The 22,419-nt window shown below is 58.5% G+C and carries 24 protein-coding genes; 9 read left to right on the top strand and 15 right to left on the bottom strand.

What is annotated here, in order from left to right:
- Nucleotides 1-5 precede the first annotated feature (5 nt).
- The 4 genes from ACR0EL_RS14610 to ACR0EL_RS14595 all read right to left on the bottom strand — a co-directional run bounded on the left by ACR0EL_RS14610 (nucleotide 6) and on the right by ACR0EL_RS14595 (nucleotide 3,041).
- Nucleotides 6-629, bottom strand: coding sequence for a cytochrome P460 family protein (locus ACR0EL_RS14610; protein ID WP_480500668.1), 624 nt, complete (start codon nucleotides 627-629; stop codon nucleotides 6-8).
- Between the two features lie 189 nt (nucleotides 630-818).
- Nucleotides 819-2,006: a dual-specificity RNA methyltransferase RlmN gene (rlmN, locus tag ACR0EL_RS14605; RefSeq protein ID WP_480500667.1), complete on the bottom strand. Its 1,188-nt coding sequence runs from the start codon at nucleotides 2,004-2,006 to the stop codon at nucleotides 819-821.
- A 169-nt stretch (nucleotides 2,007-2,175) separates the two neighbouring features.
- Nucleotides 2,176-2,343, bottom strand: a complete 168-nt coding sequence (locus ACR0EL_RS14600; protein WP_480500666.1) for a hypothetical protein — start codon at nucleotides 2,341-2,343, stop codon at nucleotides 2,176-2,178.
- 164 nt (nucleotides 2,344-2,507) lie between these two features.
- Nucleotides 2,508-3,041 carry an invasion associated locus B family protein gene (locus ACR0EL_RS14595; RefSeq protein WP_480500665.1) on the bottom strand — a complete coding sequence of 178 codons (534 nt, stop codon included), beginning with the start codon at nucleotides 3,039-3,041 and terminating at the stop codon, nucleotides 2,508-2,510.
- Between the two features lie 183 nt (nucleotides 3,042-3,224).
- Between ACR0EL_RS14595 and ACR0EL_RS14590 the strand changes: the two genes are divergently transcribed.
- Entirely contained in the window at nucleotides 3,225-4,223 is a 999-nt protein-coding gene (locus tag ACR0EL_RS14590; protein WP_480500664.1) for an asparaginase, read from the top strand.
- Nucleotides 4,224-4,228: 5 nt separating this feature from the next.
- On the opposite strand, the gene ACR0EL_RS14585 is transcribed toward ACR0EL_RS14590, so the two are convergent.
- The 4 genes from ACR0EL_RS14585 to serB are packed head-to-tail and all read right to left on the bottom strand — an operon-like array spanning nucleotide 4,229 to nucleotide 6,239.
- A complete protein-coding gene (locus ACR0EL_RS14585) occupies nucleotides 4,229-4,549 on the bottom strand; it encodes a YciI family protein (protein ID WP_480500663.1) in 321 nt (106 codons plus the stop codon).
- A gap of 22 nt (nucleotides 4,550-4,571) precedes the next feature.
- Nucleotides 4,572-5,000: an SRPBCC family protein gene (locus ACR0EL_RS14580; protein WP_480500661.1), complete on the bottom strand. Its 429-nt coding sequence runs from the start codon at nucleotides 4,998-5,000 to the stop codon at nucleotides 4,572-4,574.
- Nucleotides 4,988-5,317 carry an ArsR/SmtB family transcription factor gene (locus ACR0EL_RS14575; protein WP_480500660.1) on the bottom strand — a complete coding sequence of 110 codons (330 nt, stop codon included), beginning with the start codon at nucleotides 5,315-5,317 and terminating at the stop codon, nucleotides 4,988-4,990. Before ACR0EL_RS14575 ends, ACR0EL_RS14580 begins: the two co-directional genes overlap by 13 nt.
- A gap of 43 nt (nucleotides 5,318-5,360) precedes the next feature.
- Nucleotides 5,361-6,239, bottom strand: coding sequence for a phosphoserine phosphatase SerB (gene serB, locus ACR0EL_RS14570; protein ID WP_480500659.1), 879 nt, complete (start codon nucleotides 6,237-6,239; stop codon nucleotides 5,361-5,363).
- Between the two features lie 157 nt (nucleotides 6,240-6,396).
- On the opposite strand from serB, the gene ACR0EL_RS14565 reads away from it, so the two are divergent.
- Nucleotides 6,397-7,914: a malonate--CoA ligase gene (locus ACR0EL_RS14565; protein ID WP_480500657.1), complete on the top strand. Its 1,518-nt coding sequence runs from the start codon at nucleotides 6,397-6,399 to the stop codon at nucleotides 7,912-7,914.
- Here ACR0EL_RS14565 and ACR0EL_RS14560 read toward each other — a convergent pair.
- The 5 genes from ACR0EL_RS14560 to ACR0EL_RS14540 form a co-directional block, all read right to left on the bottom strand.
- Entirely contained in the window at nucleotides 7,901-8,638 is a 738-nt protein-coding gene (locus ACR0EL_RS14560; protein ID WP_480500656.1) for a metallophosphoesterase family protein, read from the bottom strand. The genes ACR0EL_RS14565 and ACR0EL_RS14560 overlap by 14 nt on opposite strands.
- A 116-nt stretch (nucleotides 8,639-8,754) precedes the next feature.
- Complete coding sequence (gene serA, locus ACR0EL_RS14555) at nucleotides 8,755-10,350, bottom strand: phosphoglycerate dehydrogenase (protein ID WP_480500655.1); 1,596 nt, start codon at nucleotides 10,348-10,350, stop codon at nucleotides 8,755-8,757.
- 58 nt (nucleotides 10,351-10,408) lie between these two features.
- Nucleotides 10,409-11,563: a phosphoserine transaminase gene (locus tag ACR0EL_RS14550; RefSeq protein WP_480500654.1), complete on the bottom strand. Its 1,155-nt coding sequence runs from the start codon at nucleotides 11,561-11,563 to the stop codon at nucleotides 10,409-10,411.
- Between the two features lie 159 nt (nucleotides 11,564-11,722).
- A complete protein-coding gene (locus ACR0EL_RS14545) occupies nucleotides 11,723-12,820 on the bottom strand; it encodes a Gfo/Idh/MocA family protein (protein ID WP_480500653.1) in 1,098 nt (365 codons plus the stop codon).
- 11 nt (nucleotides 12,821-12,831) lie between these two features.
- Complete coding sequence (locus tag ACR0EL_RS14540) at nucleotides 12,832-13,542, bottom strand: GntR family transcriptional regulator (protein WP_480500651.1); 711 nt, start codon at nucleotides 13,540-13,542, stop codon at nucleotides 12,832-12,834.
- A 106-nt stretch (nucleotides 13,543-13,648) separates the two neighbouring features.
- On the opposite strand from ACR0EL_RS14540, the gene ACR0EL_RS14535 reads away from it, so the two are divergent.
- Genes ACR0EL_RS14535 through ACR0EL_RS14510 form a run of 6 tightly spaced genes read left to right on the top strand, consistent with a single transcriptional unit; the run spans nucleotide 13,649 to nucleotide 19,224 of the window.
- On the top strand, nucleotides 13,649-14,803 hold the full coding sequence (locus tag ACR0EL_RS14535; RefSeq protein WP_480500650.1) for an LLM class flavin-dependent oxidoreductase: 1,155 nt from the start codon (nucleotides 13,649-13,651) through the stop codon (nucleotides 14,801-14,803).
- Nucleotides 14,803-15,693, top strand: a complete 891-nt coding sequence (locus tag ACR0EL_RS14530) for an aldo/keto reductase (RefSeq protein ID WP_480500649.1) — start codon at nucleotides 14,803-14,805, stop codon at nucleotides 15,691-15,693. Before ACR0EL_RS14535 ends, ACR0EL_RS14530 begins: the two co-directional genes overlap by 1 nt.
- On the top strand, nucleotides 15,693-16,208 hold the full coding sequence (locus ACR0EL_RS14525; RefSeq protein ID WP_353008876.1) for a flavin reductase family protein: 516 nt from the start codon (nucleotides 15,693-15,695) through the stop codon (nucleotides 16,206-16,208). Before ACR0EL_RS14530 ends, ACR0EL_RS14525 begins: the two co-directional genes overlap by 1 nt.
- Nucleotides 16,209-16,260: 52 nt before the next feature.
- On the top strand, nucleotides 16,261-16,848 hold the full coding sequence (locus ACR0EL_RS14520; RefSeq protein ID WP_480500647.1) for a TRAP transporter small permease: 588 nt from the start codon (nucleotides 16,261-16,263) through the stop codon (nucleotides 16,846-16,848).
- The gene (locus ACR0EL_RS14515) at nucleotides 16,849-18,138 is read left to right on the top strand and encodes a TRAP transporter large permease (RefSeq protein ID WP_480500646.1); all 1,290 of its coding nucleotides are present in this window, start codon (nucleotides 16,849-16,851) and stop codon (nucleotides 18,136-18,138) included.
- A 24-nt stretch (nucleotides 18,139-18,162) separates the two neighbouring features.
- Nucleotides 18,163-19,224, top strand: a complete 1,062-nt coding sequence (locus tag ACR0EL_RS14510) for a TRAP transporter substrate-binding protein (protein ID WP_170533639.1) — start codon at nucleotides 18,163-18,165, stop codon at nucleotides 19,222-19,224.
- Nucleotides 19,225-19,255: 31 nt separating this feature from the next.
- Here ACR0EL_RS14510 and ACR0EL_RS14505 read toward each other — a convergent pair whose 3' ends face one another.
- A complete protein-coding gene (locus ACR0EL_RS14505) occupies nucleotides 19,256-19,726 on the bottom strand; it encodes a tetratricopeptide repeat protein (RefSeq protein ID WP_170533642.1) in 471 nt (156 codons plus the stop codon).
- Nucleotides 19,727-19,741: 15 nt separating this feature from the next.
- Here ACR0EL_RS14505 and ACR0EL_RS14500 point away from each other — a divergent pair, with 15 nt between their 5' ends.
- Complete coding sequence (locus tag ACR0EL_RS14500; RefSeq protein WP_480500799.1) at nucleotides 19,742-21,010, top strand: cytochrome-c peroxidase; 1,269 nt, start codon at nucleotides 19,742-19,744, stop codon at nucleotides 21,008-21,010.
- Between the two features lie 36 nt (nucleotides 21,011-21,046).
- Here the strand turns inward: ACR0EL_RS14500 and ACR0EL_RS14495 are convergent.
- Nucleotides 21,047-22,419 (bottom strand): beta-eliminating lyase-related protein (locus tag ACR0EL_RS14495; protein ID WP_480500645.1); only part of this gene is annotated, 1,373 nt, incomplete at its 5' end.

The raw sequence follows: 22,419 nt of genomic DNA, 5'->3' as shown, positions 1-22,419 counted from the left end.
GACTACTATTCGGCTTTGATCCGATACTCCTCGGGCACGAAGAAGGTATAATCGCGCTCAGCCACCTGTTCGTGGCATTCGTGGCAATAAACAACCTGATTGGGGCGCGATCCTGTGGTGTCGCCATAAAGCGAACCATCAGGTAGCACCATGATGTAACGCCAATCAGCCGTCGCAGGGTTGGTGCCCTGCGGCAACTTCTCCATCACGAACATCGCTCCGGGAAAGATCTTGCCTTCATCGGTAACGGTCATGCTGTCCTTTGCCAGAACCGACCCTGCTGGCAACACGTCTCCGTCCTGCATGGTTCCATAGTTATGGGCCATGCGATTGGCGTAGCTGTTCACATATCTTTGACCGTGGGTCGCCGAAACATAAGGCGCGTCATTGAACAGCGCCCAGCTTTGATAACTCCGGATCAAGTCAAGCTGGGCTCCGGCATACCCGCGTGCCAGACGTCGGCTAAGCGATTGATAAATCTCTTCGGCCTCGTCTTTGCTGAGCTCGGCGGGATTCTCGATTGTGATGTGTGCCTCGCGGTCATCGGCCTTCGCGGCTCCGATATGGAAAAGAAGCGAGAATGAAGCGACGAGTATTGTTTTGAAACTAATTTGAAAAATCGTGCTCATGGTATTGGCCCATCTGAAAACAGTTTGCCTGCGTACGGTCCGCGCGCAGGGCGTTATCAAAGACTTAGCTTGTGGTTCACAACGACCCATTCCTCTCACAATCTTGTGCACAAAGGTGAGCCTGACCTGAACCGAACAGGCCAAATATAGCAAATTTTGAGTTCAGAAAACAGGCGTGGGCAGTGCCGCTCAGCCGTTCAGCCCGGCCTCAGCCTCGATCTGCTTGCGCGATTTGCGGGCGCGTTCTGTGGCCGATTTCAACTGGCCACAGGCGGCCATTATGTCTTCTCCGCGTGTTTTGCGGATCGGCGAGGCATAGCCTGCCTGATAGATGATGTTCGCAAAGGCCCGGATACGATTGTTCGAGCTGCGTTTATACGGCGCGCCGGGCCATTCGTTGAACGGGATCAGGTTGATCTTAGCCGGGATATTGTGGCGCTTGATGTGCTCGATCAGGCGATGCGCATCCTCATCGCTGTCATTGACGCCATCCAGCATCACATATTCAAAGGTGATCCGCTCGGAATTCGAAGCGTTGGGATAGCTCGCCAGCGCTTGCAGCAACTCCTCGATATTCCAGCGCTTGTTGATGGGAACCAGTACATCACGGGTCTCATCCGTGGTGGCGTGGAATGAGATCGCCAGCAGGCAGCCGATTTCTTCGGCAGTTCGTGCAATTTCAGGCACCACGCCAGACGTGGACAGGGTGATCCGGCGGCGCGACAGGGAAATGCCTTCAGGGTCCATGGCAATCTTCATCGCATCACGGACGTTTTCGAAGTTATAAAGCGGCTCGCCCATGCCCATCAGAACAATGTTCGACAGCAGGCGCGTTTCGTCCTTGGGCGCGCCGGGCACAGGCCACTCCTCAAGATCATCGCGGGCCATCATCACCTGACCAACGATTTCCGCCGCTGTCAGGTTGCGTACCAGTTTCTGCGTGCCGGTGTGGCAGAAGGAACAGGTCAGCGTGCAGCCCACCTGAGATGAGATACATAGCGTGCCGCGATCCTCTTCTGGGATGTAAACAACCTCAACCTCGTGGCCCCCAGCGATGCGACACAGATACTTTCGGGTGCCATCTTCCGAGACCTGACGGGTCACGACCTCGGGGATCTCGATGACGAAATTCTCAGCCAGCTGTGCGCGATAGGCTTTGGCCAGATTTGTCATCTCGGCAAAGTCCCGCACGCCCCATTGGTAAATCCACTGCCAGATCTGCCCGGTGCGCATTTTGGCCTGTTTTTCAGGCGTACCATGTTCGATCAACACCTCACGCAGGCGATCACGCGACAAACCCACCAGATTCACTTTCCCCTCGGGCAGTTTGCGGGGAATGGTCATAACGTCTTGCGTAATCGGCGCTTTGGGCGACATGCTGGTACCTTTTGGGGGCGTATCTATGCAGATTCTGGCTTGGGATGCGCCTCTATATAGGAACGCGCGCAAAGATCAAAAGAAATCGTACCCAAGAAACTGCAATGCCCGGAAACGCAACTGGCCGCAGGGGTCATCGCTGCGGCCAGTCAGTCGGGTCTGCGCGCTGTCAGACACCTGCAGGCGGAACAATACAGTCTGCTGCATCCAGCTTTTTCACAGGATCTTCCGGACCACATTGTTCACCGGTAACCGGATAGTTTTCTCCGTTGTTTTCACAGGCCGTCAACAGAACCCCACACACCATCATCAACGCGACCAAAGATTTGTTCATCATATCTATCACTCCTTCGTTTTTCTTGAACCGATTAGTTCAGATTCTGAAGGCCGCGACATTGATACGGATCAAATTCATGGCTGACATAGCGTAAAGACTATGACGGGTCGCCATAACGACAAAGCCCCGCCGGATCACGGGGCCTTTCATGCCTGGGCGTAACCTTAGTTGGTGCAGCGCGTCTCGGCGTCTTCGATGGCCGCCGTGAAGCCCAGCAACGAGAATGTGTCTTTGGTCTGCGTTCCGCGTTCGGAGCGCGCGGTCAGCACTGCCTCGGTCCCGCGTTTCATCGCGGTGACGATCTTGGCGTCATCTGCAGCCGTTGCCGGCCAAGCCCATTCGCCTTCGGTGAACAGCTCAAATTCACTGCCATCCACATTCAGGTTCACGGTCGAGCCTGATGCGAAAGGATAGCCACCAGTAAAGGTGACCTGACCTTTGACCTCGGCATTGGGGCGATAGAATACGAACAACAGGATATCGCTGCGCCGAACCGAAACAACGCGGCCGCCGCGCGTGTTCACGGTTTCCTTAGGGGCAGAAACGCTCCAGCATTCGGTGGGATCGTCTTCGACAAAAACGCTCCAATCGGTTTTTGCCGCTACGCGATTTGTACTTGTCGCTTGTTGAGCGATTGCAGTTGTGGCCATCCCTGCCACACACAGGCCCGCGATCACGCGGACGAGCATTGATCCCATTTGTCCAGCCTCCTAGCTCGACCTTTTACCTCATACCCACCGGAATGCCCCGCGAACCCTGCCGGTTCGTCTTTACGAAAGTTGCGCATTCCGATGATTGCCGACATACACACACTAACGCAGGTTTCGCCACAGGCGAAAGGGCGATTGGCAGAATTTTGCGCAAAAAAACCGGAGGTCCCGATGACGCAGCCTATCCCGATGACAGAACTGTGGCGCGGTCCTTTGCTGGAAAGCTTGCATCTGGGCCACGCTGTCATCTGCGACGATACCGGCCAGATTGTACAAAGCTGGGGGGACCCGAACGCGGTGATCTATCCGCGCTCTTCCGCCAAGATGATTCAAGCACTTCCCTTGGTCACCTCCGGAGCGGCGGCAAAATACGGGCTGAGTTCCGAGCATCTGGCGCTGGCCTGCGCGTCCCACAACGGGGCGGCCATTCACACAGATCGTGTGACCGCCTGGCTGGATCATCTGGGACTGTCAGAGCCCGATTTGCGCTGTGGCCCGCAGGAACCGGCGGACGAGGCAGCGCGCGACCGGCTGATATTAGCCGACGACACGCCCTGTCAGATCCACAACAATTGTTCGGGCAAACATTGCGGGTTTCTGACCCTGGCTCAGCATATGGGGGCAGGGCCTGAGTATTTGGAAATTGACCATCCGGTTCAGCAGGCCTGTCTGACTGCGGTCGAAGAAACCACGAGCGAAGCCAGCCCCGGCTATGGGATTGACGGCTGCTCGGCGCCGAATTTCGCCACATCATTGGTGGGGCTGGCCCGCTCCATGGCATGGTTTGCGTCAGCCGCCGACCGCTCGGACCGGTCCAGCGATGCCGCACAACAGCTAACAGCAGCCATGATCCAGCATCCAGACCTGGTAGCGGGTGAGACGCGTGCCTGCACCGAGCTGATGCGCGCCATGGATGGTCGCGCCGCGATCAAAACCGGGGCCGAGGCCGTGTTTGTGGCCATCATCCCCGAAAAACGCATGGGCGTTGCCCTGAAAATCACCGATGGCACCACCCGCGCCAGTGAATGCGCGATTGCGGCCATCCTTGTCAGTCTTGGCGTGCTGGAGGCCGATCACCCGGCCACCCGCAAGTTCATGAACACCACACAATACAGCCGCCGAGGGCTGGAATGCGGCGTGATCCGGCCTGCTCCGGGTTTTCCCGGTTAGGCCAGTTACATTTCGATCTCGTGCACCTCGGCCACTTCGACCGAGCCTGAACCGTTGACAACCATGGGGCAGCCCTTGGCCATCTCGGTCGCGGCATCCATGCTATCGGCTTTGATGACCGTGAAGCCCGAAGCAGGATTGGCACCGCCATTATCGACGACACCGCTGCTGCTGACGGTATAGGATTGTCCGACCGGGTTGCCGGGGATATCTAAAGCCTTACCCATGCCCTGAAACCATGCGCCCCAGGCGGCCATGGTCGCCTCGATCTCGGCGGGGTCGGTGGGGGTATGGCCCCCGTGATAGACAAACAAATATTGGGGCATATCGCTCCTCCCTGATGAAACTCTATTTGCACCGCGCTTCGAGTTTGCGAAGCGACGATGTCCAGCCTTTGTTATGGTTTGCGACGGCCTCGGCATCGGCCAGTTCGCGGTGATCCAGAACCAGCCGTGATCCGGCAGCAGAGGCGGTGACCGTAAAGGTCACATGGCTTTCATCACCGCGCTGATCCTGATCGTCATGCCAGCCCCATGTGAACCCGACTGAGTTCGGCGGATCGACATGAGTGACATGGCCCGAGACCTTGTATTGCTGACCCTCGGCATTCTGCATCACCGAATACCAGGGCCCGGTACGTGAGAAATCCAGATTGTGCTCGGGCACATGCATTCCCTCGGGGCCCCACCACTGCAACAGCTTCGCCCCGTCCGAGACCCACGCGAACAGAGTTTCGGGGTCAACGGGAAACTCCCGTTCGAGTTTCAGGTCGGCCATGAGGTTTCCCTTTCCAAAATATCGCCCAAACGATCCAGGCTGTTTTCCCAGAATTGCCGTTTCGAGATCGTCCAATCCGCGATCGCTCGCAACCCTTCGGGCCGCACCGAATACATGCGCTGCGTGCCCTGCACCCGCTGCTGAATCAGCCCAGCCTCGCGCAGAACTTTCAGATGGCGTGAGATTGCGGCCCCCGACATGCCCTTGCCGTCGATCAGATCACCGGCAGATAGTTCCCCATCGGCCATCAACTGCTCGACAATCGAGAAGCGCGTGGCGTCGGATAAAGCGGAAAAGGCGGTCAGAAGCGTGTTCATGACCACTATTTAACATATATGTTAAATAAAAGAAAGCTCAGTTCTAAGAAACGGAAAACTCTGCGCGAGAATAGCCCTGCAGGTACAGCAGCGCCGTCAGATCCCCGTGATTGATCCGCACCTCGCACTCTGCCGCGACCGAGGGTTTGGCGTGTAGCGCCACACCCGTTCCGGCGCGATGCAACATGCCCAGATCATTCGCCCCGTCACCCACGGCAAGAACATCCGATTCCGCGATGCCCAACTGCGCAGTGATGCGCTCCAGAGATTCAACCTTGGCCTTGCGCCCCAGGATCGGGCGCTGAACCTCTCCTGTCAGTTTGCCATCCGCGGCCAGAAGCGTGTTGGCCCGATTCTCATCAAACCCGATCAGCTCGGCCACGCGCGCGGTAAAAGCGGTGAACCCGCCTGAAACGAGCGCAGCATAACCGCCATTTTCGCGCATGGTCGCCACCAAGGCGCGCCCGCCGGGCATCAAGGTGATCCTTGTGTCCAACACCTGATCGATCACCGCCTCATCCAGACCTTTCAACAGGCCAACCCGTTCGATCAGGGCCCCTTCGAAATCCAGTTCACCATTCATGGCCCGCGCAGTGATGTCTTTGACGCGCTCGCCGACACCCGCCTCATCGGCCAGTTCATCAATGCATTCTTGTTGGATCATCGTGCTGTCCATGTCAGCCAGCAACATCTTTTTGCGCCGCCCATCCACAGGCTGCACGACAAGATCCACGCCCATGGCCTGCAAGTCAGCCCAGACCTCCCATTGATTGCCAGGAGGGGTTGAAAGGTTGAATTCTGCCGCTTCATCAGGGCTGAGCCAGATGATCTCTTCGCCGGCCCACGCGTTTCGCAACGACTCGACCAGCGCAGTATCCAGCGCGGGCGCGGTGGGGTTGGTCAGCAAAGTGGCAACAAACATCTCAGGTCTCCGGCAAACTGTCTTGCGCATATCGCAGGTGCAGCATTTTCGCCAGCGTTGGATGGGCCTTCGCCCTGGAAATATCTGGGAATCGGGTCTTGTCCGCCTCAAATTTCCAAGTCAGGTTCAGGGCGCAGCGCACCAAAGGGAGTAGACAATGGGCAACCCGCTTTATGATCGTTTGTTCGGCATCCATGCGGGGAAAGAGACGCCTTTTTTATACCTGCCCGATGGCCACACCATCACACACGCCGCGTTCCTGAACATGGCCGCGCAAATCGCCAATGCGCTGACGGCGCTTGGGCTGAAACCGGGTGACAGGGTTGCGGTTCAGGTTGAAAAGTCACCTCAGATGTTGGCGCTTTATGCCGCCTGCGCGCAGGCCGGGCTGATCTTCCTGCCGCTGAATACAGCCTACAAAACTGCAGAGCTGACATATTTCATCGAAAACAGTGGCGCATCTTTGGTTGTCTGCGACGCGGTCAATCAAACTGAGCTGACCCCTGTCGCGAGCGCGCAGAATGCCAAGGTAGAAACACTGAACGGGGATGGCAGTGGCAGTCTGATGCGAAACGCACAGACCATGCCAACCCATTTCGAGACAGTGAACCAGGCTGAGGAGGATCTGGCCGCATTCCTTTACACCTCGGGCACCACAGGACGGTCCAAGGGAGCCATGCTGACACAGGCGAACCTACTGTCCAATGCAGAAACGCTGGTGCGGGAATGGCGCTTTACCCGTGACGATGTGCTGTTGCATGCGCTGCCCATCTTCCACACCCACGGGTTGTTTGTGGCAACAAACGTGATCCTCGCCTCAGGCGGTTCGATGATCTTTCTGCCGAAATTTGATCTGGACGACATGCTGCGCCTGATGCCGCAGGCGACGTCGATGATGGGCGTGCCAACCTTCTATACCCGCTTGCTGGGTGATGATCGTTTCACCGGAGATCTGACGCGGCATATGCGGCTGTTCATCTCGGGCTCAGCCCCTCTTCTGGCGGAAACCCATGAGACATTCGAGGCCCTCACAGGCCATCGTATTCTGGAACGCTACGGCATGACAGAAACCAACATGAACACCTCGAACCCTTATGATGGCGAACGCCGCGCGGGGACGGTCGGGTTTCCCCTGCCGGATGTCGAGTTGAAAGTGACTGATCCGGACAGCGGCGAGACCCTGCCGCAGGATGAGATCGGCATGATCGAGGTGCGCGGCCCGAACGTATTCAGCGGCTACTGGCAGATGCCTGAAAAAACCGCAGCCGAACTGCGCGAAGACGGGTTCTTCATCACCGGCGATCTGGGTCGGGTGGATGAGGATGGCTATGTCCACATCGTCGGGCGCGGCAAGGATCTGATCATCTCAGGCGGGTTCAACATCTATCCCAAAGAGATCGAACTGCTACTGGACGACCAGCCCGGCGTGTTGGAGAGCGCCGTGATCGGCGTACCGCACCCGGACTTCGGCGAGTCGGTTCTGGGGATAATCGTGCCCTTGCCCGGTCAGTCACCAGACCTTGAGGCAATCATGACCTCGGTTCAGAACGACCTCGCCCGGTTCAAACACCCGCGCGAGTTGATCCTGATGGACGCTCTGCCGCGCAATACGATGGGCAAGGTGCAGAAAAACGCCCTGCGCACGCAGTTCAGGGACCTGTTCAGCCAAATATAGGCTTCAGTGGTGCCCGCCCGTTTTGGGTCAGTAACCAGCAGTCGCGACCTTCAAACACGGCTGTGGCCAATGATCGGCCATAGCCCGCCCCTGCATCCAGATTGATCCTGTTCCCGCAATGCTCTGCTGCATCAACTGGTGTATGGCCATGCACGATCAGCCAAGGGTGAGGTTCAGTTTCCATCAGAAACTCTTGCCGTATCCAGACCAAATCATCCTCGGTCTGTCGCTCCAGCGAAATGCCCGGGCGGATACCAGCGTGGACAAACAACAGCTCACCTTCCTGATGACAGGTCGGCAAGGCATTGATGAAATCAATATGCGCGGGCGGAACCGCAGCACGGGCACGCTCGTTGACCTGAAAGATGCGATGGTTGTCGACGACCTCAACACCGTAGGAGGCCAACGTTTCCCGCCCACCCAAACGCGGGTGCAACCAACTGAGCGTGACCGGCAGATATTTGTCTGCAATCTCGCAATCCTGCACAAAGCGGGCAAACATGCGGTCGTGGTTGCCCTTGACCATGACCCATTTACGACCGGCGCGTTGCCCCTCGATCAACAGATCCAACACAGCTCTGCTGTCCGGACCGCGATCGACATAATCGCCGAGGAAAACAACCCGCGCATCCCGCCCGCCATCGGCCTCAATCCGGGACAGCGCAATCTGCAGCATGCCCAGCTGCCCATGAATATCGCCAATGGCGTAGATAGGGGTAGTCATGGAAAACCCTCGCGCAAACGACTGCCCTGCTTGTGGCGTGCAATAAGCGGCTTTGAAAGACAATACCCGCGCCTTGACGGGCGCGGGCGGAAGATGTCTCAGAAATTCAACACCGATCAGGCGACATCGAATTCCAACGGTTTGATTTGGGTAAACAAACCCGTCTCGGCCAGCTTGGCGCGGGCTTCAGCCGGGACCGGTTCATCCACGTAAAGCAACGCAATGGCCTCGCCACCCGCCTCGGACCGACCAAGCGTAAAGTTGGCAATGTTCACGTCATTCTCACCCATGGTCTGACCCAGCGCACCGATGATACCCGGCACATCTTCATTGGTGGTGTAAAGCATATGCGCGCCCACCTCGGCATCGATATTGATACCCTTGATCTGAATGAACCGTGGCTTGCCGTCGCTGAATACAGTGCCGCCGATGGAACGCTCGCGTTTTTCGGTCACCACGGTCACTTTGATGTAACCCTCAAACGCACCGGATTTGTCCTGATTGGTGGTCGAAATCTGGATACCCCGCTCGCGGGCCACGACCGGGGCCGAGACCATGTTCACCTCGGGGTTAAACTTCTTCATGATCCCCGCCACAACCGAGCAGTTCAGCGCAGCCAGGTTCATCTCGGCGGCGACACCGTCATAGAGGATGTTGATCGCCTTGATCGGTTCATCGGTCATTTGACCAATGAAGCTGCCCAGATGTCCGGCCAGTTTGATCCATGGGCCCATGACCTTGGCCTCTTCCGCCGTCACACTGGGCATGTTCAGCGCGTTTTCCACAGCGCCGGTCAGCAGGTAATTCGAGATCTGCTCGGCCACTTGCAGGGCCACGTTCTCCTGTGCCTCGGTCGTTGCCGCGCCAAGGTGAGGTGTGCAGACCACGTTGGGCAGATTGAACAGGGCGTTTTCCTTGGCCGGCTCCTCACTGAACACGTCAAAGGCTGCACCGGCGACATGACCGGATTGCAGTGCCTCGGCCAGTGCATCTTCGTCGACCAGACCACCGCGGGCGCAGTTGACGATGCGTACGCCTTTCTTAGTTTTCGCCAGATTTTCACGGCTCAGAATATTGCGGGTCTGATCCGTCAGCGGTACGTGCAGCGTGATGAAATCTGCGCGGGCCAGCAGCTCGTCCAGCTCGACCTTTTCAACACCCATCTGCGCGGCTTTCTCTTCACCCAGATAGGGGTCATAGGCCACAACCTTCATCTTCAGGCCAAGCGCGCGTTCGCAGACGATACCGCCGATATTGCCCGCCCCGATCACGCCGAGGGTCTTGTTGGTCAGCTCGATCCCCATGAACTTGGACTTTTCCCACTTACCCGCATGGGTCGAGGTGCTGGCCTCGGGGATTTGCCGCGCGACGGCAAACATCATGGCAATCGCGTGCTCGGCGGTTGTGATCATGTTGCCGAAGGGCGTGTTCATCACGATCACACCCTTTTTCGAGGCCGCATCCTTGTCGATATTATCGGTGCCGATCCCGGCACGACCAATAACTTTCAGTTTGTCGGCCTTCTCCAGAATGGTCGGTGTGACCTTGGTGGCCGAACGAATGGCAAGGCCGTCATACTGACCAATCACCTCGGCCAGTTTGTCTTTGTCCTTGCCCAGATCGGGCATGAAATCCACGTCGATGCCGCGATCGCGGAAGATTTGCACGGCGGTTTCGCTGAGCTTGTCAGATACGAGTACTTTGGGGGCCATGTTCTCTGGTCCTTGAATTGTATGGAAGGTCCGGGCCTTGGACGGCCCGGTGAAAATGTCAGGCGGCCTTGGTTTGCGCCGCGATCTCGGCCTCAAAGGCCCATGCCAGCCAAGGCAGCATTGCCTCGATATCCGACGTCTCAACCGTACCGCCGCACCAGATGCGCAGGCCCGCAGGCGCGTCGCGATAGGCACCGATGTCCAAGGCGATATTCTCGACCTCAAGCCGTTTGGCCACGGCCTTGGCGAATGCTGCACCGTCCTGAATGCGCCCATCTGTGAATTTCAGGCAGACCGACGTGTTCGATTGCGTCGCCGCATCTTCGGCCAGATTGGCGATCCAATCGTTCTTGTCGCAGAAGGCGTGCACCGCACCGGCATTGGCATCGGCACGGGCGATCAACCCCTGCAACCCGCCGACTGAGCGTGCCCAATCCAGCGCGAACAGGTAGTCCTCAACCGCCAACATGGACGGCGTGTTGATCGTGGCCCCGGTAAAGATACCGTCGATCAATTTGCCGCCCTTGGTCAGGCGGAAAATCTTAGGCAGAGGCCATGCGGGAGTATAGCTTTCCAGCCGCTCAACCGCGCGCGGGCTTAGGATCAGCATCCCATGAGCCGCTTCACCGCCCAGCACCTTCTGCCAGCTGAAAGTGGTCACATCCAGTTTGTCCCAGGGCAAGTCCATCGCAAAGGCCGCCGAGGTCGCATCACAAATCGTCAAGCCCTGACGGTCATCGGCGATCCAGTCGCCATTGGGCACCCGAACGCCCGAGGTTGTGCCGTTCCACGTAAACACCACGTCATTGGCAAAATCGACCGAAGCAAGATCAACGATCTGCCCGTAATCTGCGGTCTTTACCTCGGCGTCGATCTTCAACTGCTTGACCACATCGGTCACCCAGCCCGCACCGAAGCTCTCCCAGGCCAGCATCTCAACCTTGCGCTCTCCCAGCAGCGACCAAAGCGCCATCTCAACCGCGCCGGTGTCCGAGGCGGGGACGATGCCGATCTTGTAGCCCGCCGGAATGCCCAGAATCTCGCGCGTGCCTTCGATGGCCGCTTTCAGCTTGTCCTTGCCAACAGCCGCGCGATGCGAACGACCCAAGGCAGCGTCGGCTAGTTTGGACAGTTCAAATGTGGGGGGTTTGGCACAAGGGCCCGAGGAAAAACGCGGATTCGCCGGCCGCGTCGCCGGTTGTTCAATGCTCATCTGTATTACCCTTCCAGATACACGCCCCTCGTTGGGGAGGGGTGTCCCACGGACAGAGCTATTGCCTCAAAAACCTCTCAGCAAGCAGAAAAGACCTTTTCGATGTCAAAAACGACATTGGAAATCGCGTTTATCGGGAACACAGGTTTCCTATCGGCATCACGGGTCAAAACGAACTGTCTCTCCAGTTGCCAGCGCCTGCTGCGCGGCCAACCCCATCCGAACTGCCCAGAGCCCATCTTGAAGCGAGACATCCGGGGCAGTACGTTGACCGCGCACAAGTTCCAGAAATCCCTGATGTTGATAGAAGGTCGAACCATTATGGTCCCCAGCCGCCAGCAACTTGGGGTCAACCGGGATGTCTTTTGAAGCAGGTCCTTTCGGATCACGCGGGCTGACAATCAGCTGTGGCACCGGCGGCTCACCCAAATGATCAGGCCAGAACCGACCCGGGCCGGGCACCAACGCCTCGATCTTGGCCTTGGGGCCGACGGCAGAGACCTCTTCCTGATAGCGCGATCCTTCGGCGAACATGCACAGTTCCAGCATCGCCCGCGCCCCGTTGGCGAAATCGACCAGCACATAGCCGTGATCCAGGATGTCCGGCGTCTCGCCATCATAGTTTTCATCCAAGTGGTTTATTGCCTGCCCGCCACTGGCGGTGATCCGCACCGGGTCAGAGCCGATGATCAGGCGCATCAGGTCAAAGAAGTGGCAGCACTTTTCGACAAAGGTTCCGCCCGTATTGCGGTTGAAGCGGTTCCAGTTGCCAACCTTGCCCAGAAACGGGAAGCGATGCTCTCGGATCGTCAGCATCTGGACGCCGCCCGTCACACCCGCCTGATCAATCAAGGCGGCGATGGGCGGCATATAGCGATACTCCATCGCCACCCAGATCGGATGCGGGTAGTCCCGCTGCACCTGCTCAAGCCGCGCGGCATCCGCCGGATCGGTGAACAGGGGCTTTTCCACCAGCAACGGCAATGGGCGCACGTCTGCGATCTCGCACATCTGATCCACGTGTAGATGGTTGGGGCTTGCGATGACAACGCAATCCAGATCCTCGACCGCCAGCAACTCCTGCACGGACCGCACTATGACCGCATCCGGCGCGATGGCTTGCGCCGCTTGGGCCATGTCCGGATCGGGTTCATAGATCGCCGCAACGCGCGTCCCCTCCAGCAAAGCGATATTGTGCAGGTGCTCCTGCCCCATCATGCCGCATCCGATCAGCCCGTAGTGGATGGTCCGGGTCATGCGTTTTCCTTTTACTTCAGACGTTGGACATAGGTGGCCCGATCCGGGTCGAACCATGTTTTTGAAAACTCGACGGGTTCGGCCTTTTCCGACCAGCTGAACCGCTCGATATACCCCACCGTTTCCCCGGCAGGTTTGGTGAAAGTCTCGGGCGTCCAGCCGGGCAGTTTCCCGACCAAAACCCTGTCTTCCGCCCGCGTGATCCAGAACCCAAGCTGGTGCTGATAATACCGATAGAGCGAGTCCGACAGCAGGCTGCGATCGATCCGACCGGCTGATTCGTCCAGCCAGATCTCCTCTACCGCGATGATTGTGTCATTCAGATAGCGCATCCGCCGCACGCGCGAGCCTCGGCTTGATGCCCCGAATTCGGGCAGATCGGCGGGCTTTTTCAGATGATCGACCGACAGGATATCAGCGCGCGGCAGCCCCCCGCCTTCGGGCAGCTCCAGCCGGAACATTGCATAGACGCTGTTCTGTGTTCCGGTCTCACGCACGTAGTTGCCCGAGCCCTGTATCCGCTCTAGCATCCCTTTTTTCTCAAGCTCGGCGAGCGATTTTCGCAACGTCCCGACCGAAACCTTGAGCTCGGCGGCCATGTCCCGTTCCGGTGGCAGACGCTCGCCATCAATCATGCGACCTGCCGCGATTTCGCGGATCAGCAGCTCTGCGATCTGAACATAGATCGGCAAGGCATTGGGGTTTCGGTTCTTCGTGGTCACTTGCGCGCGCTTCACTGGGTCGCAGGAAAAATTGATACACTATTGATCTACATCAATGCGCTTGCTACGCAAGAGGAAAGTCAAAGATGCACGGAGTTTGAATCATATGACCATCGTCCCCATCACATCCCCAGATCTGGATGCGGCCGAGGTTTCGTGGTTTGCAGCACTTTGCTCGGATGACTACCAATTCTTGGGAGTACCTGATGGCAAACTACGTTCGAGCTGGGATCATTGTTCCGGCATCGTCAAAGAGGCCGAAGCGCAGGGGTTCCGCAACATCCTGTGCCCGTCCTCCTATCAGGTTGGCCAGGACACGCTGAGTTTCGTCGCGGGCTGCGCCCCGATCACCGAAAAAATCAACCTGCTGGCTGCCGTGCGCTGTGGCGAGATGCAGCCGATCATGCTGGCGCGTACCATTGCGACGCTGGACCACATGCTGCAAGGGCGGTTGACGGTCAACATCATCTCTTCTGACTTCCCCGGCGAGAAAGCAGACAGCGCGTTCCGCTACCAGCGCTCGCGCGAGGTGGTTGAGATTTTGAAACAGGCCTGGACGCAGGATGAGATCAATCATGCGGGTGAGGTCTATAACTTCTCGGGCCTGACCACCGATCCGGCCAAGCCGTATCAAACCGGCGGCCCACTGCTGTATTTCGGTGGTTATTCTCCCTCTGCGTTGGACCTGTGTGGCGAGCACTGCGATGTCTATCTGATGTGGCCCGAAACCAAGGACCAGCTGGCCGAGCGTATGAATGCCGTTCACGCAGTTGCCGAGAGTTACAACCGCACGCTGGATTACGGCCTGCGCGTCCACATGATCGTTCGCGACACTGAGGCTGAGGCGCAGGAATATGCGGATTACATCGTCTCGAAACTGGATGACGAATATGGTCGTGCGATCCGGGAACGGGCACTGGATTCAACCTCTCTGGGCGTTGCGCATCAGGCCAAGAACCGCGATCTGGCGGATGAATACGGCTATGTCGAACCGGGTCTGTGGACGGGCGTGGGCCGGGCACGTTCCGGCTGTGGCGCGGCTCTGGTGGGCTCGACCGATCAGGTCATGACCAAGATCGAAGAATACCAGAAGATGGGCATCCGCGCTTTCATCTTCTCGGGCTATCCGCACATGGACGAAGCCAAGCATTTTGGTGCCCGCGTGATGCCCAACCTGAAAACCTGCTCTTTGCCCGAAGCCTATGGGCGCGTGCCTGCAACATCCCCGGCGACCCCGCTGGGCAACGGAGTTCGTCGCTGATGCAACGTGTGAAACTATCCGACACGCTGGAAATGAGCCGTCTTGTCTACGGCATGTGGCGGCTGGGCGATGACATCGACACCTCCGTTGGCCATGTCGAGGCCAAGATTCAGTCCTGTCTGGATCAGGGCATCACCACCTTTGATCAGGCTGACATATATGGCGGCTATGCTGCTGAGGCCGTTCTGGGCGCCGCCCTGCGTGCAAACCCGAGCCTGCGCAAACAGATGGAAATCGTCACCAAATGTGACATCGTCGCGCCGATGGGCCGGTATTCGGACGCTAAGGTCAAATACTATGACACCTCGCGCGCGCATATCCTGAAGTCTGTCGACACCTCTCTGTCGGAGATGGCGATTGACCATATCGACCTGCTGTTGATTCATCGCCCCGACCCGTTCATGGACCACCATGAGACCGGTGCCGCATTGGATGAAGTTGTCGCCAGCGGCAAGGTCGGCGCGGTCGGCGTGTCGAACTTCCGCCCATGGGACTGGTCGCTGCTGCAATCGGCGATGAAAACGCAACTGGTCACCAACCAGATTGAAATCTCTCTGGGCGAGATCAGCCCATTCACCAATGGCGATCTGGCCTTTCACCAACAGCATGGGCAACCGATCATGGCATGGTCGCCTCTGGGCGGCGGCCTTCTGATGGCCGGGAACCCGCCCGTGGGCGTCGTTGCCGATGAGATCGCAGCCGAGTTTGGAGTGGATCGTGCCGCCGTCGCGGTGGCGTTCCTGTTGGCCCACCCCGCAAACATCCTGCCGGTTATGGGCACAAATAACCTGAACCGCATCAAAACCATCTCGGACGCTCTGAAGGTCAAGTTAGATCGCGAAAGCTGGTATCGTCTCTATGAGGCGGCACTGGGCCATGAGGTACCATGATGAATGCAATCTCAAAGGACATGACCCACACCTTCGTCCCGCACAAGGACGACACCCGCACCCTGCGCGATGCGTTTGGGCGGTTTGCCACAGGCGTCACCATCGTGACCTGCGACAGCACTGATGGCCCGGTGTGCATCACCGCCAATAGCTTTTCGTCGCTCTCGCTGGACCCGCCCCTGATCATGTGGGCCGGAGACCGCAACTCGCGCCGTTTTCCTTATTTTCACAAAGCCCGCCATTTCACCGTACATGTGCTATCGTCCGAACAGGCCGAGCTGTGCTTTGGGTGTTCCAAAGATGCCCATGCGCTGCGCGAGATTGAACATGAGCGCTGCGAGAACGGCACGCCTTTGCTGTCGGATTGTCTGGCGCGGTTCGAATGTGAACAACATGCCTATCACGATGCGGGCGATCACGTGATCGTGGTGGGTAAAGTCCTAAGGGCCAGCATGGCGGATGGAGACGCGCTGACCTTTTACGCCGGGAAACTCGGCCAATTCGCGCATCAATAAGCGTGGTTGAACCGCTGCGGGGAAAACCTGCGGCCGAAATGGGAGGATCCGCATGGGCGGACTGGCATCGGCGTTAGCGCCGATTGCATTCGTGAACGAAACCGTGCTGCGACTGGGCCGCGCGGTTGGCGTCGTTGCGATTGCATTGATGGTGATTGCAATCCTGATCCAGGTGTTCTTTCGATACGTTCTGGGCAATGCTCTGCCCTGGCCGGATGAGGCCGCGCGATTCTGTATGTTGTGGATGACCGGCCTGATGGCCCCCACCGCCTTTCGGCGCGGTGGCTTTGTGGCCATCGACATGGTGCCATTGATGCTACCGCGTGTAGTCGGGCAGTTGCTGACCCTGTTCCTGCTGGTGGTCTCGCTGGCCGTGTTGCTGGTCGCCGTTAACATTGGATGGTCCGAAGTCACTGGATTTGGCGGCAAATTCGCGACTGCTGCTTTGTACTTGCCCACCTCCTTCGGGTTCGACGAATGGTATCGCATCCCACGCAGCTGGATGATGGCCTCACTGCTGGTGGGGGTCATCCTGCTGATTTCTGTGAATATCGAGCTGGTCCTGCGCTCTGTCGTGACCTTAATGGGTGGCGGACATCTATTGCCTGAAATTCCTGATGCACCTGCGGGGGCCGAATAGATGCTGATCTGGTTCCTGCCCACCTTCCTGGTTTTCCTCATCATCGGCCTGCCGGTCTTCTTCGCCTTGCTGGCCGCACCTGGCATCCTGCTTTGGCTAAACGGCCAGACGAACGACATCACGCTGCTGTATCGCAATGTCTACAATGGTATGGACAGCTTTCCGCTGATGGCGATCCCGTTCTTCATGCTGGCCGGAGAGTTGATGAACCGCGGCGGTATTACCATCCGCTTGGTCGAGTTCAGCCAAGCCCTGATGGGCCACCTGCGCGGTGGTCTGGCACATGTGAATGTCCTCAGCTCGATCCTGTTCGCGGGCCTCTCGGGATCGGCGGTGGCTGATACCTCGGCCCTTGGGTCGATGCTGATCCCAGCGATGGAAAAACAGGGCTACACTCGCAAATTCGCCGCAGCAATTACAGCGGCGAGTTCTGTGATCGGCCCGATCATTCCGCCCTCAGGCATCATGATCATCTACGCCTATGTCATGGGCGAAAGCGTCGCTGCACTGTTCCTGGCCGGTATTGTGCCGGGCGTGATGGTCGGCATCGGCCTGATGCTGATGATCAAATTCATGGCCGACAAATATGACTTCCCCGTCGCCAGCCGCAAATACACCTGGGGTGAACGGCGTCAGGCCAGCCTCAAAGCGTTTTTCCCGCTGCTGACTCCGGTGATCATTCTGGGCGGAATTCTGGGCGGTATCTTCACACCGACCGAGGCCGCCGCCGTGGCTGTAGGATATGCCTTTATCATCGGCTTTTTTGTCCTGCGCACGCTGACGTTGAAAGAGGTGCCCGAGATCCTCAGCAATGCCGGTCTGACCTCGGCCGTTGTGCTGTTGCTGGTTGGTGCCGCGATGGCGTTCAAAACCGTTGTCAGCCTCAGCCACGCGCCAGAACAATTGGCCTCGCTGATCCTCAGCCTGTCGGAGAATCCGCTGATCCTGCTGTTCTTGATCAACCTGCTTCTGTTTGTCGTCGGGATGTTCTTGGATGCAGGCCCGGCGATCATCATCCTCGGCCCAATCCTTGGCCCCATCTTCACCAGCCTTGGGGTCGATCCGATCCATTTCGCTATCATCATGAGCGTCAATCTGACGGTTGGCCTGGCTACGCCACCTATGGGGCTGGTGTTGTTCGTGGCCGCCGCCGTATCGCGCGAGAAGGTCGAGACCATCGCCAAGGCCATTCTGCCGTTCCTGGCCGTTGAAATCATCGTGATCTTTCTGATCACCTATATCCCCGCAATATCCATGACGATCCCGAGGATAACGGGATTTGCAAACTAACTGAGACCCATAGGGAGGAAACGCATGCTCAGAAACTTCATCAAAACCGCAGCGGTGGCCACGTCACTGGTGGCGGCATCTGCCATAGCGGCAACCGCAGCCGATTACACGCTGCGCGCCACGGCCAACTCGAACGAAAACGATGAGGACTATGACGGTCTGGTCGTCTTCAAAAACTATGTCGAGGCCGCGTCAAACGGCGCCATCGAGGTGGAACTGTTCATCGGCACTCAGCTGTGTTCGAACGGTGCGGAATGCCTGCAAGGTGTGGCTGACGGCACCATTGATATCTACATCTCAACTTCGGGCGGCGCGTCTGGCATCTTTCCTTACGTGCAGGTTCTGGACCTGCCCTACTTGATGGCCGATGACCGCATTGCGGAACATGTCCTGTCCGGCGACTTCACTCGCACCATGCGTGACATGGCGCTGGAGGATTCCGGCGGCGCGATCCGTCTGATGACCATCGGCAACACCGGCGGCTGGCGCAACTTTGCGAACACGCAGCGCCGCATCGCTGAGCCTGCCGATATGGACGGTTTGAAGATCCGCACCGTGGTTGCCGACCTGCCGCAGGAACTGGTCAAAGCGCTGGGTGCATCGCCCACCCCGATCCCGTGGCCTGAACTGTTCACCAGCTTCCAGACTGGCGTTGTTGAGGGTTCTAAAAACGGCATCACCGACATCATGGGCATGAAATTCCCGGATGCGGGCCTGCAATATGTCACGCTGGACGGCCACGCCTATATGGGCGCGCTCTGGTGGATGAACAACGCCAAGTTCCAGGAGATGCCTGAGGACATGCGCCGTGTAGTCGTCGACGGTTTCTATGCACTGCAACAGGCCACTTTTGCCTCGCCCAAGCGCAAATCGATCCAAGCCTATGAGGATTTTGTCGCCGGTGGCGGCGACCTTTATGTTCTGACACCCGATCAGAAGGCCGCGTTCAAAGAGGCCGCAACGCCTGTTTATGACTGGTTCCAGTCCAACGTCGCCCGCGGGGATGAGATATTTGTTGCGCTGACCGATGCAGTTGCAGCGGCTGAGGCCGATGTCAACGCATCGCGCGATGCGGACCTGAACTAAGCTAACGGGTCGGGCCCTTAAGGCCCGGCCCTTACCGAAACGGGTACATCCACCCTTTGTAGTCGTTCACCAGCACATGCGCCCTTTCGATCTGCTCCGGCGACATCTTCTTGATCACTTCCTCAAGGCTGATCGCGGCATCGGGATCGCCGCCAATGGCGCTGAGCGTATACCACATGTAAGCGCGCACCAGATCGGGCGCGGGCATGCCCAGACCAAGCTCATAATACCAGCCAACACCCGATTGCGCCCCCGGATGCCCCTTCATCGAGGCGCGCAAATACCATTCAAACGCCCGCTCGTAATCCTGCTCGACCCCAAGGCCCAGCCCGTACATCACCCCGATCAGCTCCTCGGCCTCGGCATTGCCGGACCGTGCCGCTGGCAACAGCTCCTCACGCGCGGCCTCAAATTCCCCAGCTTCCATCATGTCGCGCGCCTGTTCCAACTCGGCCAGCGCCGGGGATGCAAACAGGCAAAGGGCATATACAAACTGACGCATGGGATAGTGTTCCTCTTGGCCGGGACTGCGATGGCGCAGGATTTGCCGCGTCCGCTGACGGATGCTGATTTCATCCCCTTTGATATGGAACAGGCCGCCATCGGTCATCAACTGTTTTACGATCCGATTCTGTCGGGCAACCAGAACATCTCTTGCGCCCATTGCCATCACCCGGATTTCGGTACCTCGGATGGGCTGTCTTTAGGCATCGGCGAAGGTGGTGAGGGTCTGGGCCCGGATCGCACACCCGGCACTGGGATCGATAGAATCCGCAAACGCATTCCACGCAATTCACCTGGGCTGTGGAACCTCGGCGCTAAGGACATCCACACAGTGTTTCACGATGGCCGCCTGAGCAAATCGGATGTCTACGGCAACGGCTTCAATTCACCGGCGCAGGAATGGTTGCCCGAAGGGTTGAACTCATTGCTCGCTGCGCAGGCGCTGTTTCCCTTGACGTCGCAATTCGAGATGGCCGGGAATGTCGGCGAAAATCAGGTGACCGGAGCGGTGGCCGACCGGATCGATCTGGGTTGGCCCATTCTGGCCAAACGCGTCCGCACCGATCCGCGTTACGGGCCCGCGATGATAAAGGCATTCGACGAAGTCGATACCACCGAAGACATCACAATCACACAGATCGCCAATTCACTGGCCGCGTTCATGGCTATCGAATGGCGCAGCACCGACAGCCCGTTTGATCAGTATCTGGCGGGTGATACCACGGCGCTCACGGACACTCAGAAAGCCGGTATGAGCCTTTTCTATGGCAAGGCCAATTGCGCGACCTGCCATGCCGGCCCGCTGATGACAGACCAGCAATTTCACGCTTTAGGCCTGCCTCCCTTTGGCCCTGGACGAACCCGCCAATGGGACCCATACGCCCGCGACGTGGGCCGTATGGGCGAAAGCAATCGGATCGAGGATGCCTATCGCTTCCGCACCCCTATGCTCCGCAACGTCGCCCTGACCGCGCCCTATGGGCACAACGGCGCCTTCCCCAATCTGGACACGATGATCCGCCACCATTTGAACCCGCAGGCCAGCCTTTCGAATTGGACACCGGATTCGGCGGCCCTGCCCGCGGTCCCGTGGCTGCAAAAAGCGGATTTTGTCGTCTGGCAAGACCGGTTCGAAATGCAGCGGGTGCGCAACACAATCGACATTTCCCCGGTGGTTCTTACCGACACGGAAATCAACGCACTCATTGCGTTCCTGAACGCCCTGACAGGCACGAACGTGGACACACCGCCTTTTGGTGTGCCCAAAGATTTCAAGCCGTAAAGTGCCCCCCCCTTGTCGGGGGGGTGTTGTTGTGTTTTATTCAGCGGCTTCCATGTATTCGGTCATTGGAGGGCATGTGCAGACGAGGTTTCGGTCGCCATATGCGTTGTCGACGCGGTTGACGGGGGACCAGTATTTGTCGACGCCCATGGAGCCCGGGGGGAAGCAGGCCTGTTCGCGGCTATAAGGCCGGTCCCAGTCACCGACCAGATCGCGCACCGTGTGAGGGGCATTTTTCAGCGGGTTGTTGTCCGCGTCGATCTTGCCGTCGATGATGTCCTGCGCTTCCGAGCGGATCGAGAGCATGGCGTCGCAGAAGCGGTCGAGCTCGGCCATGGGCTCGGACTCGGTCGGTTCCACCATCAGGGTGCCAGCCACTGGCCAGGACATCGTCGGCGCGTGGAAGCCTGAATCGACCAGACGCTTGGCCACATCGTCGACGGTGACATGCGCCTCGACGTCCAAGGGGCGGGTGTCGAGGATGCATTCATGCGCCACACGACCGGTCTCGGAGGTGTAGAGGATCGGATAGGCATCCTTGAGACGCGCAGCGATGTAGTTGGCGTTCAGGATCGCCACTTTGGTCGCCTGCGTCAGACCCGCGCCACCCATCAGCAGCACATAGGCCCATGAGACCGGCAGAATGGACGGAGACCCAAAGGGCGCCGCCGAGACCGGGCCGACGGCGGTGCCATATTCCGGATGGCCGGGCAGGTGTTCGGTCAGATGCGCCTTGACGCCAATCGGGCCCATGCCGGGGCCACCGCCGCCATGGGGGATGCAGAAGGTCTTGTGCAGGTTCAGGTGGCTGACATCGCCGCCAATGTCACCTGGACGCGACAGACCGACCATGGCGTTCATGTTGGCGCCGTCGATATAGACCTGGCCGCCGTGATCATGGGTGATCTGGCAGACCTCCTGCACGGTGGTTTCGAACACGCCATGGGTGGACGGGTAGGTGATCATGCAGGCGGCCAGATGATCGGAATGTTTTTCCGCTTTGGCGCGGAAGTCATTCAGATCGATATTGCCCTTCTCATCGGCTTGCACCGGCACCACCTGCCAGCCCACCATCTGGGCCGAGGCCGGGTTGGTGCCATGGGCCGAGGTCGGGATCAGGCAGACATTGCGCTGCCCCTGCCCCCGCGCGAAGTGGTAGTTGCGGATGGTCAGGAGCCCCGCATATTCCCCCTGCGCGCCCGAGTTGGGCTGCTGGCTGATCGCGTCATAGCCGGTGATCTGGCACAGCTTGTCGTTCAGATCGGCAATCATCTCATGATAGCCCTGCGCCTGATCTTCGGGGCAGAACGGGTGCAGATTGCCGAACTCGGGCCAGGTGACCGGGATCATCTCGATCGTGGCGTTCAGCTTCATGGTGCAGGAGCCCAGCGGGATCATCGCCCGGTCCA

The sequence above is a fragment of the Ruegeria sp. AH12 genome (assembly GCF_056541465.1).
Note: the sequence above shows the minus strand (reverse complement) of the source record. Positions and strands in the feature narration are given on the sequence as shown.

What these genes read in the sequence shown, in the direction of transcription:
- ACR0EL_RS14610 (WP_480500668.1), bottom strand. Translation starts at nt 629, where the DNA reads ATGAGCACGATTTTTCAAATTAGTTTCAAAACAATACTCGTCGCTTCA.
- rlmN (WP_480500667.1), bottom strand. Translation starts at nt 2,006, where the DNA reads ATGTCGCCCAAAGCGCCGATTACGCAAGACGTTATGACCATTCCCCGC.
- ACR0EL_RS14600 (WP_480500666.1), bottom strand. Translation starts at nt 2,343, where the DNA reads ATGATGAACAAATCTTTGGTCGCGTTGATGATGGTGTGTGGGGTTCTG.
- ACR0EL_RS14595 (WP_480500665.1), bottom strand. Translation starts at nt 3,041, where the DNA reads ATGGGATCAATGCTCGTCCGCGTGATCGCGGGCCTGTGTGTGGCAGGG.
- ACR0EL_RS14590 (WP_480500664.1), top strand. Translation starts at nt 3,225, where the DNA reads ATGACGCAGCCTATCCCGATGACAGAACTGTGGCGCGGTCCTTTGCTG.
- ACR0EL_RS14585 (WP_480500663.1), bottom strand. Translation starts at nt 4,549, where the DNA reads ATGCCCCAATATTTGTTTGTCTATCACGGGGGCCATACCCCCACCGAC.
- ACR0EL_RS14580 (WP_480500661.1), bottom strand. Translation starts at nt 5,000, where the DNA reads ATGGCCGACCTGAAACTCGAACGGGAGTTTCCCGTTGACCCCGAAACT.
- ACR0EL_RS14575 (WP_480500660.1), bottom strand. Translation starts at nt 5,317, where the DNA reads ATGAACACGCTTCTGACCGCCTTTTCCGCTTTATCCGACGCCACGCGC.
- serB (WP_480500659.1), bottom strand. Translation starts at nt 6,239, where the DNA reads ATGTTTGTTGCCACTTTGCTGACCAACCCCACCGCGCCCGCGCTGGAT.
- ACR0EL_RS14565 (WP_480500657.1), top strand. Translation starts at nt 6,397, where the DNA reads ATGGGCAACCCGCTTTATGATCGTTTGTTCGGCATCCATGCGGGGAAA.
- ACR0EL_RS14560 (WP_480500656.1), bottom strand. Translation starts at nt 8,638, where the DNA reads ATGACTACCCCTATCTACGCCATTGGCGATATTCATGGGCAGCTGGGC.
- serA (WP_480500655.1), bottom strand. Translation starts at nt 10,350, where the DNA reads ATGGCCCCCAAAGTACTCGTATCTGACAAGCTCAGCGAAACCGCCGTG.
- ACR0EL_RS14550 (WP_480500654.1), bottom strand. Translation starts at nt 11,563, where the DNA reads ATGAGCATTGAACAACCGGCGACGCGGCCGGCGAATCCGCGTTTTTCC.
- ACR0EL_RS14545 (WP_480500653.1), bottom strand. Translation starts at nt 12,820, where the DNA reads ATGACCCGGACCATCCACTACGGGCTGATCGGATGCGGCATGATGGGG.
- ACR0EL_RS14535 (WP_480500650.1), top strand. Translation starts at nt 13,649, where the DNA reads ATGACCATCGTCCCCATCACATCCCCAGATCTGGATGCGGCCGAGGTT.
- ACR0EL_RS14530 (WP_480500649.1), top strand. Translation starts at nt 14,803, where the DNA reads ATGCAACGTGTGAAACTATCCGACACGCTGGAAATGAGCCGTCTTGTC.
- ACR0EL_RS14525 (WP_353008876.1), top strand. Translation starts at nt 15,693, where the DNA reads ATGAATGCAATCTCAAAGGACATGACCCACACCTTCGTCCCGCACAAG.
- ACR0EL_RS14520 (WP_480500647.1), top strand. Translation starts at nt 16,261, where the DNA reads ATGGGCGGACTGGCATCGGCGTTAGCGCCGATTGCATTCGTGAACGAA.
- ACR0EL_RS14515 (WP_480500646.1), top strand. Translation starts at nt 16,849, where the DNA reads ATGCTGATCTGGTTCCTGCCCACCTTCCTGGTTTTCCTCATCATCGGC.
- ACR0EL_RS14510 (WP_170533639.1), top strand. Translation starts at nt 18,163, where the DNA reads ATGCTCAGAAACTTCATCAAAACCGCAGCGGTGGCCACGTCACTGGTG.
- ACR0EL_RS14505 (WP_170533642.1), bottom strand. Translation starts at nt 19,726, where the DNA reads ATGCGTCAGTTTGTATATGCCCTTTGCCTGTTTGCATCCCCGGCGCTG.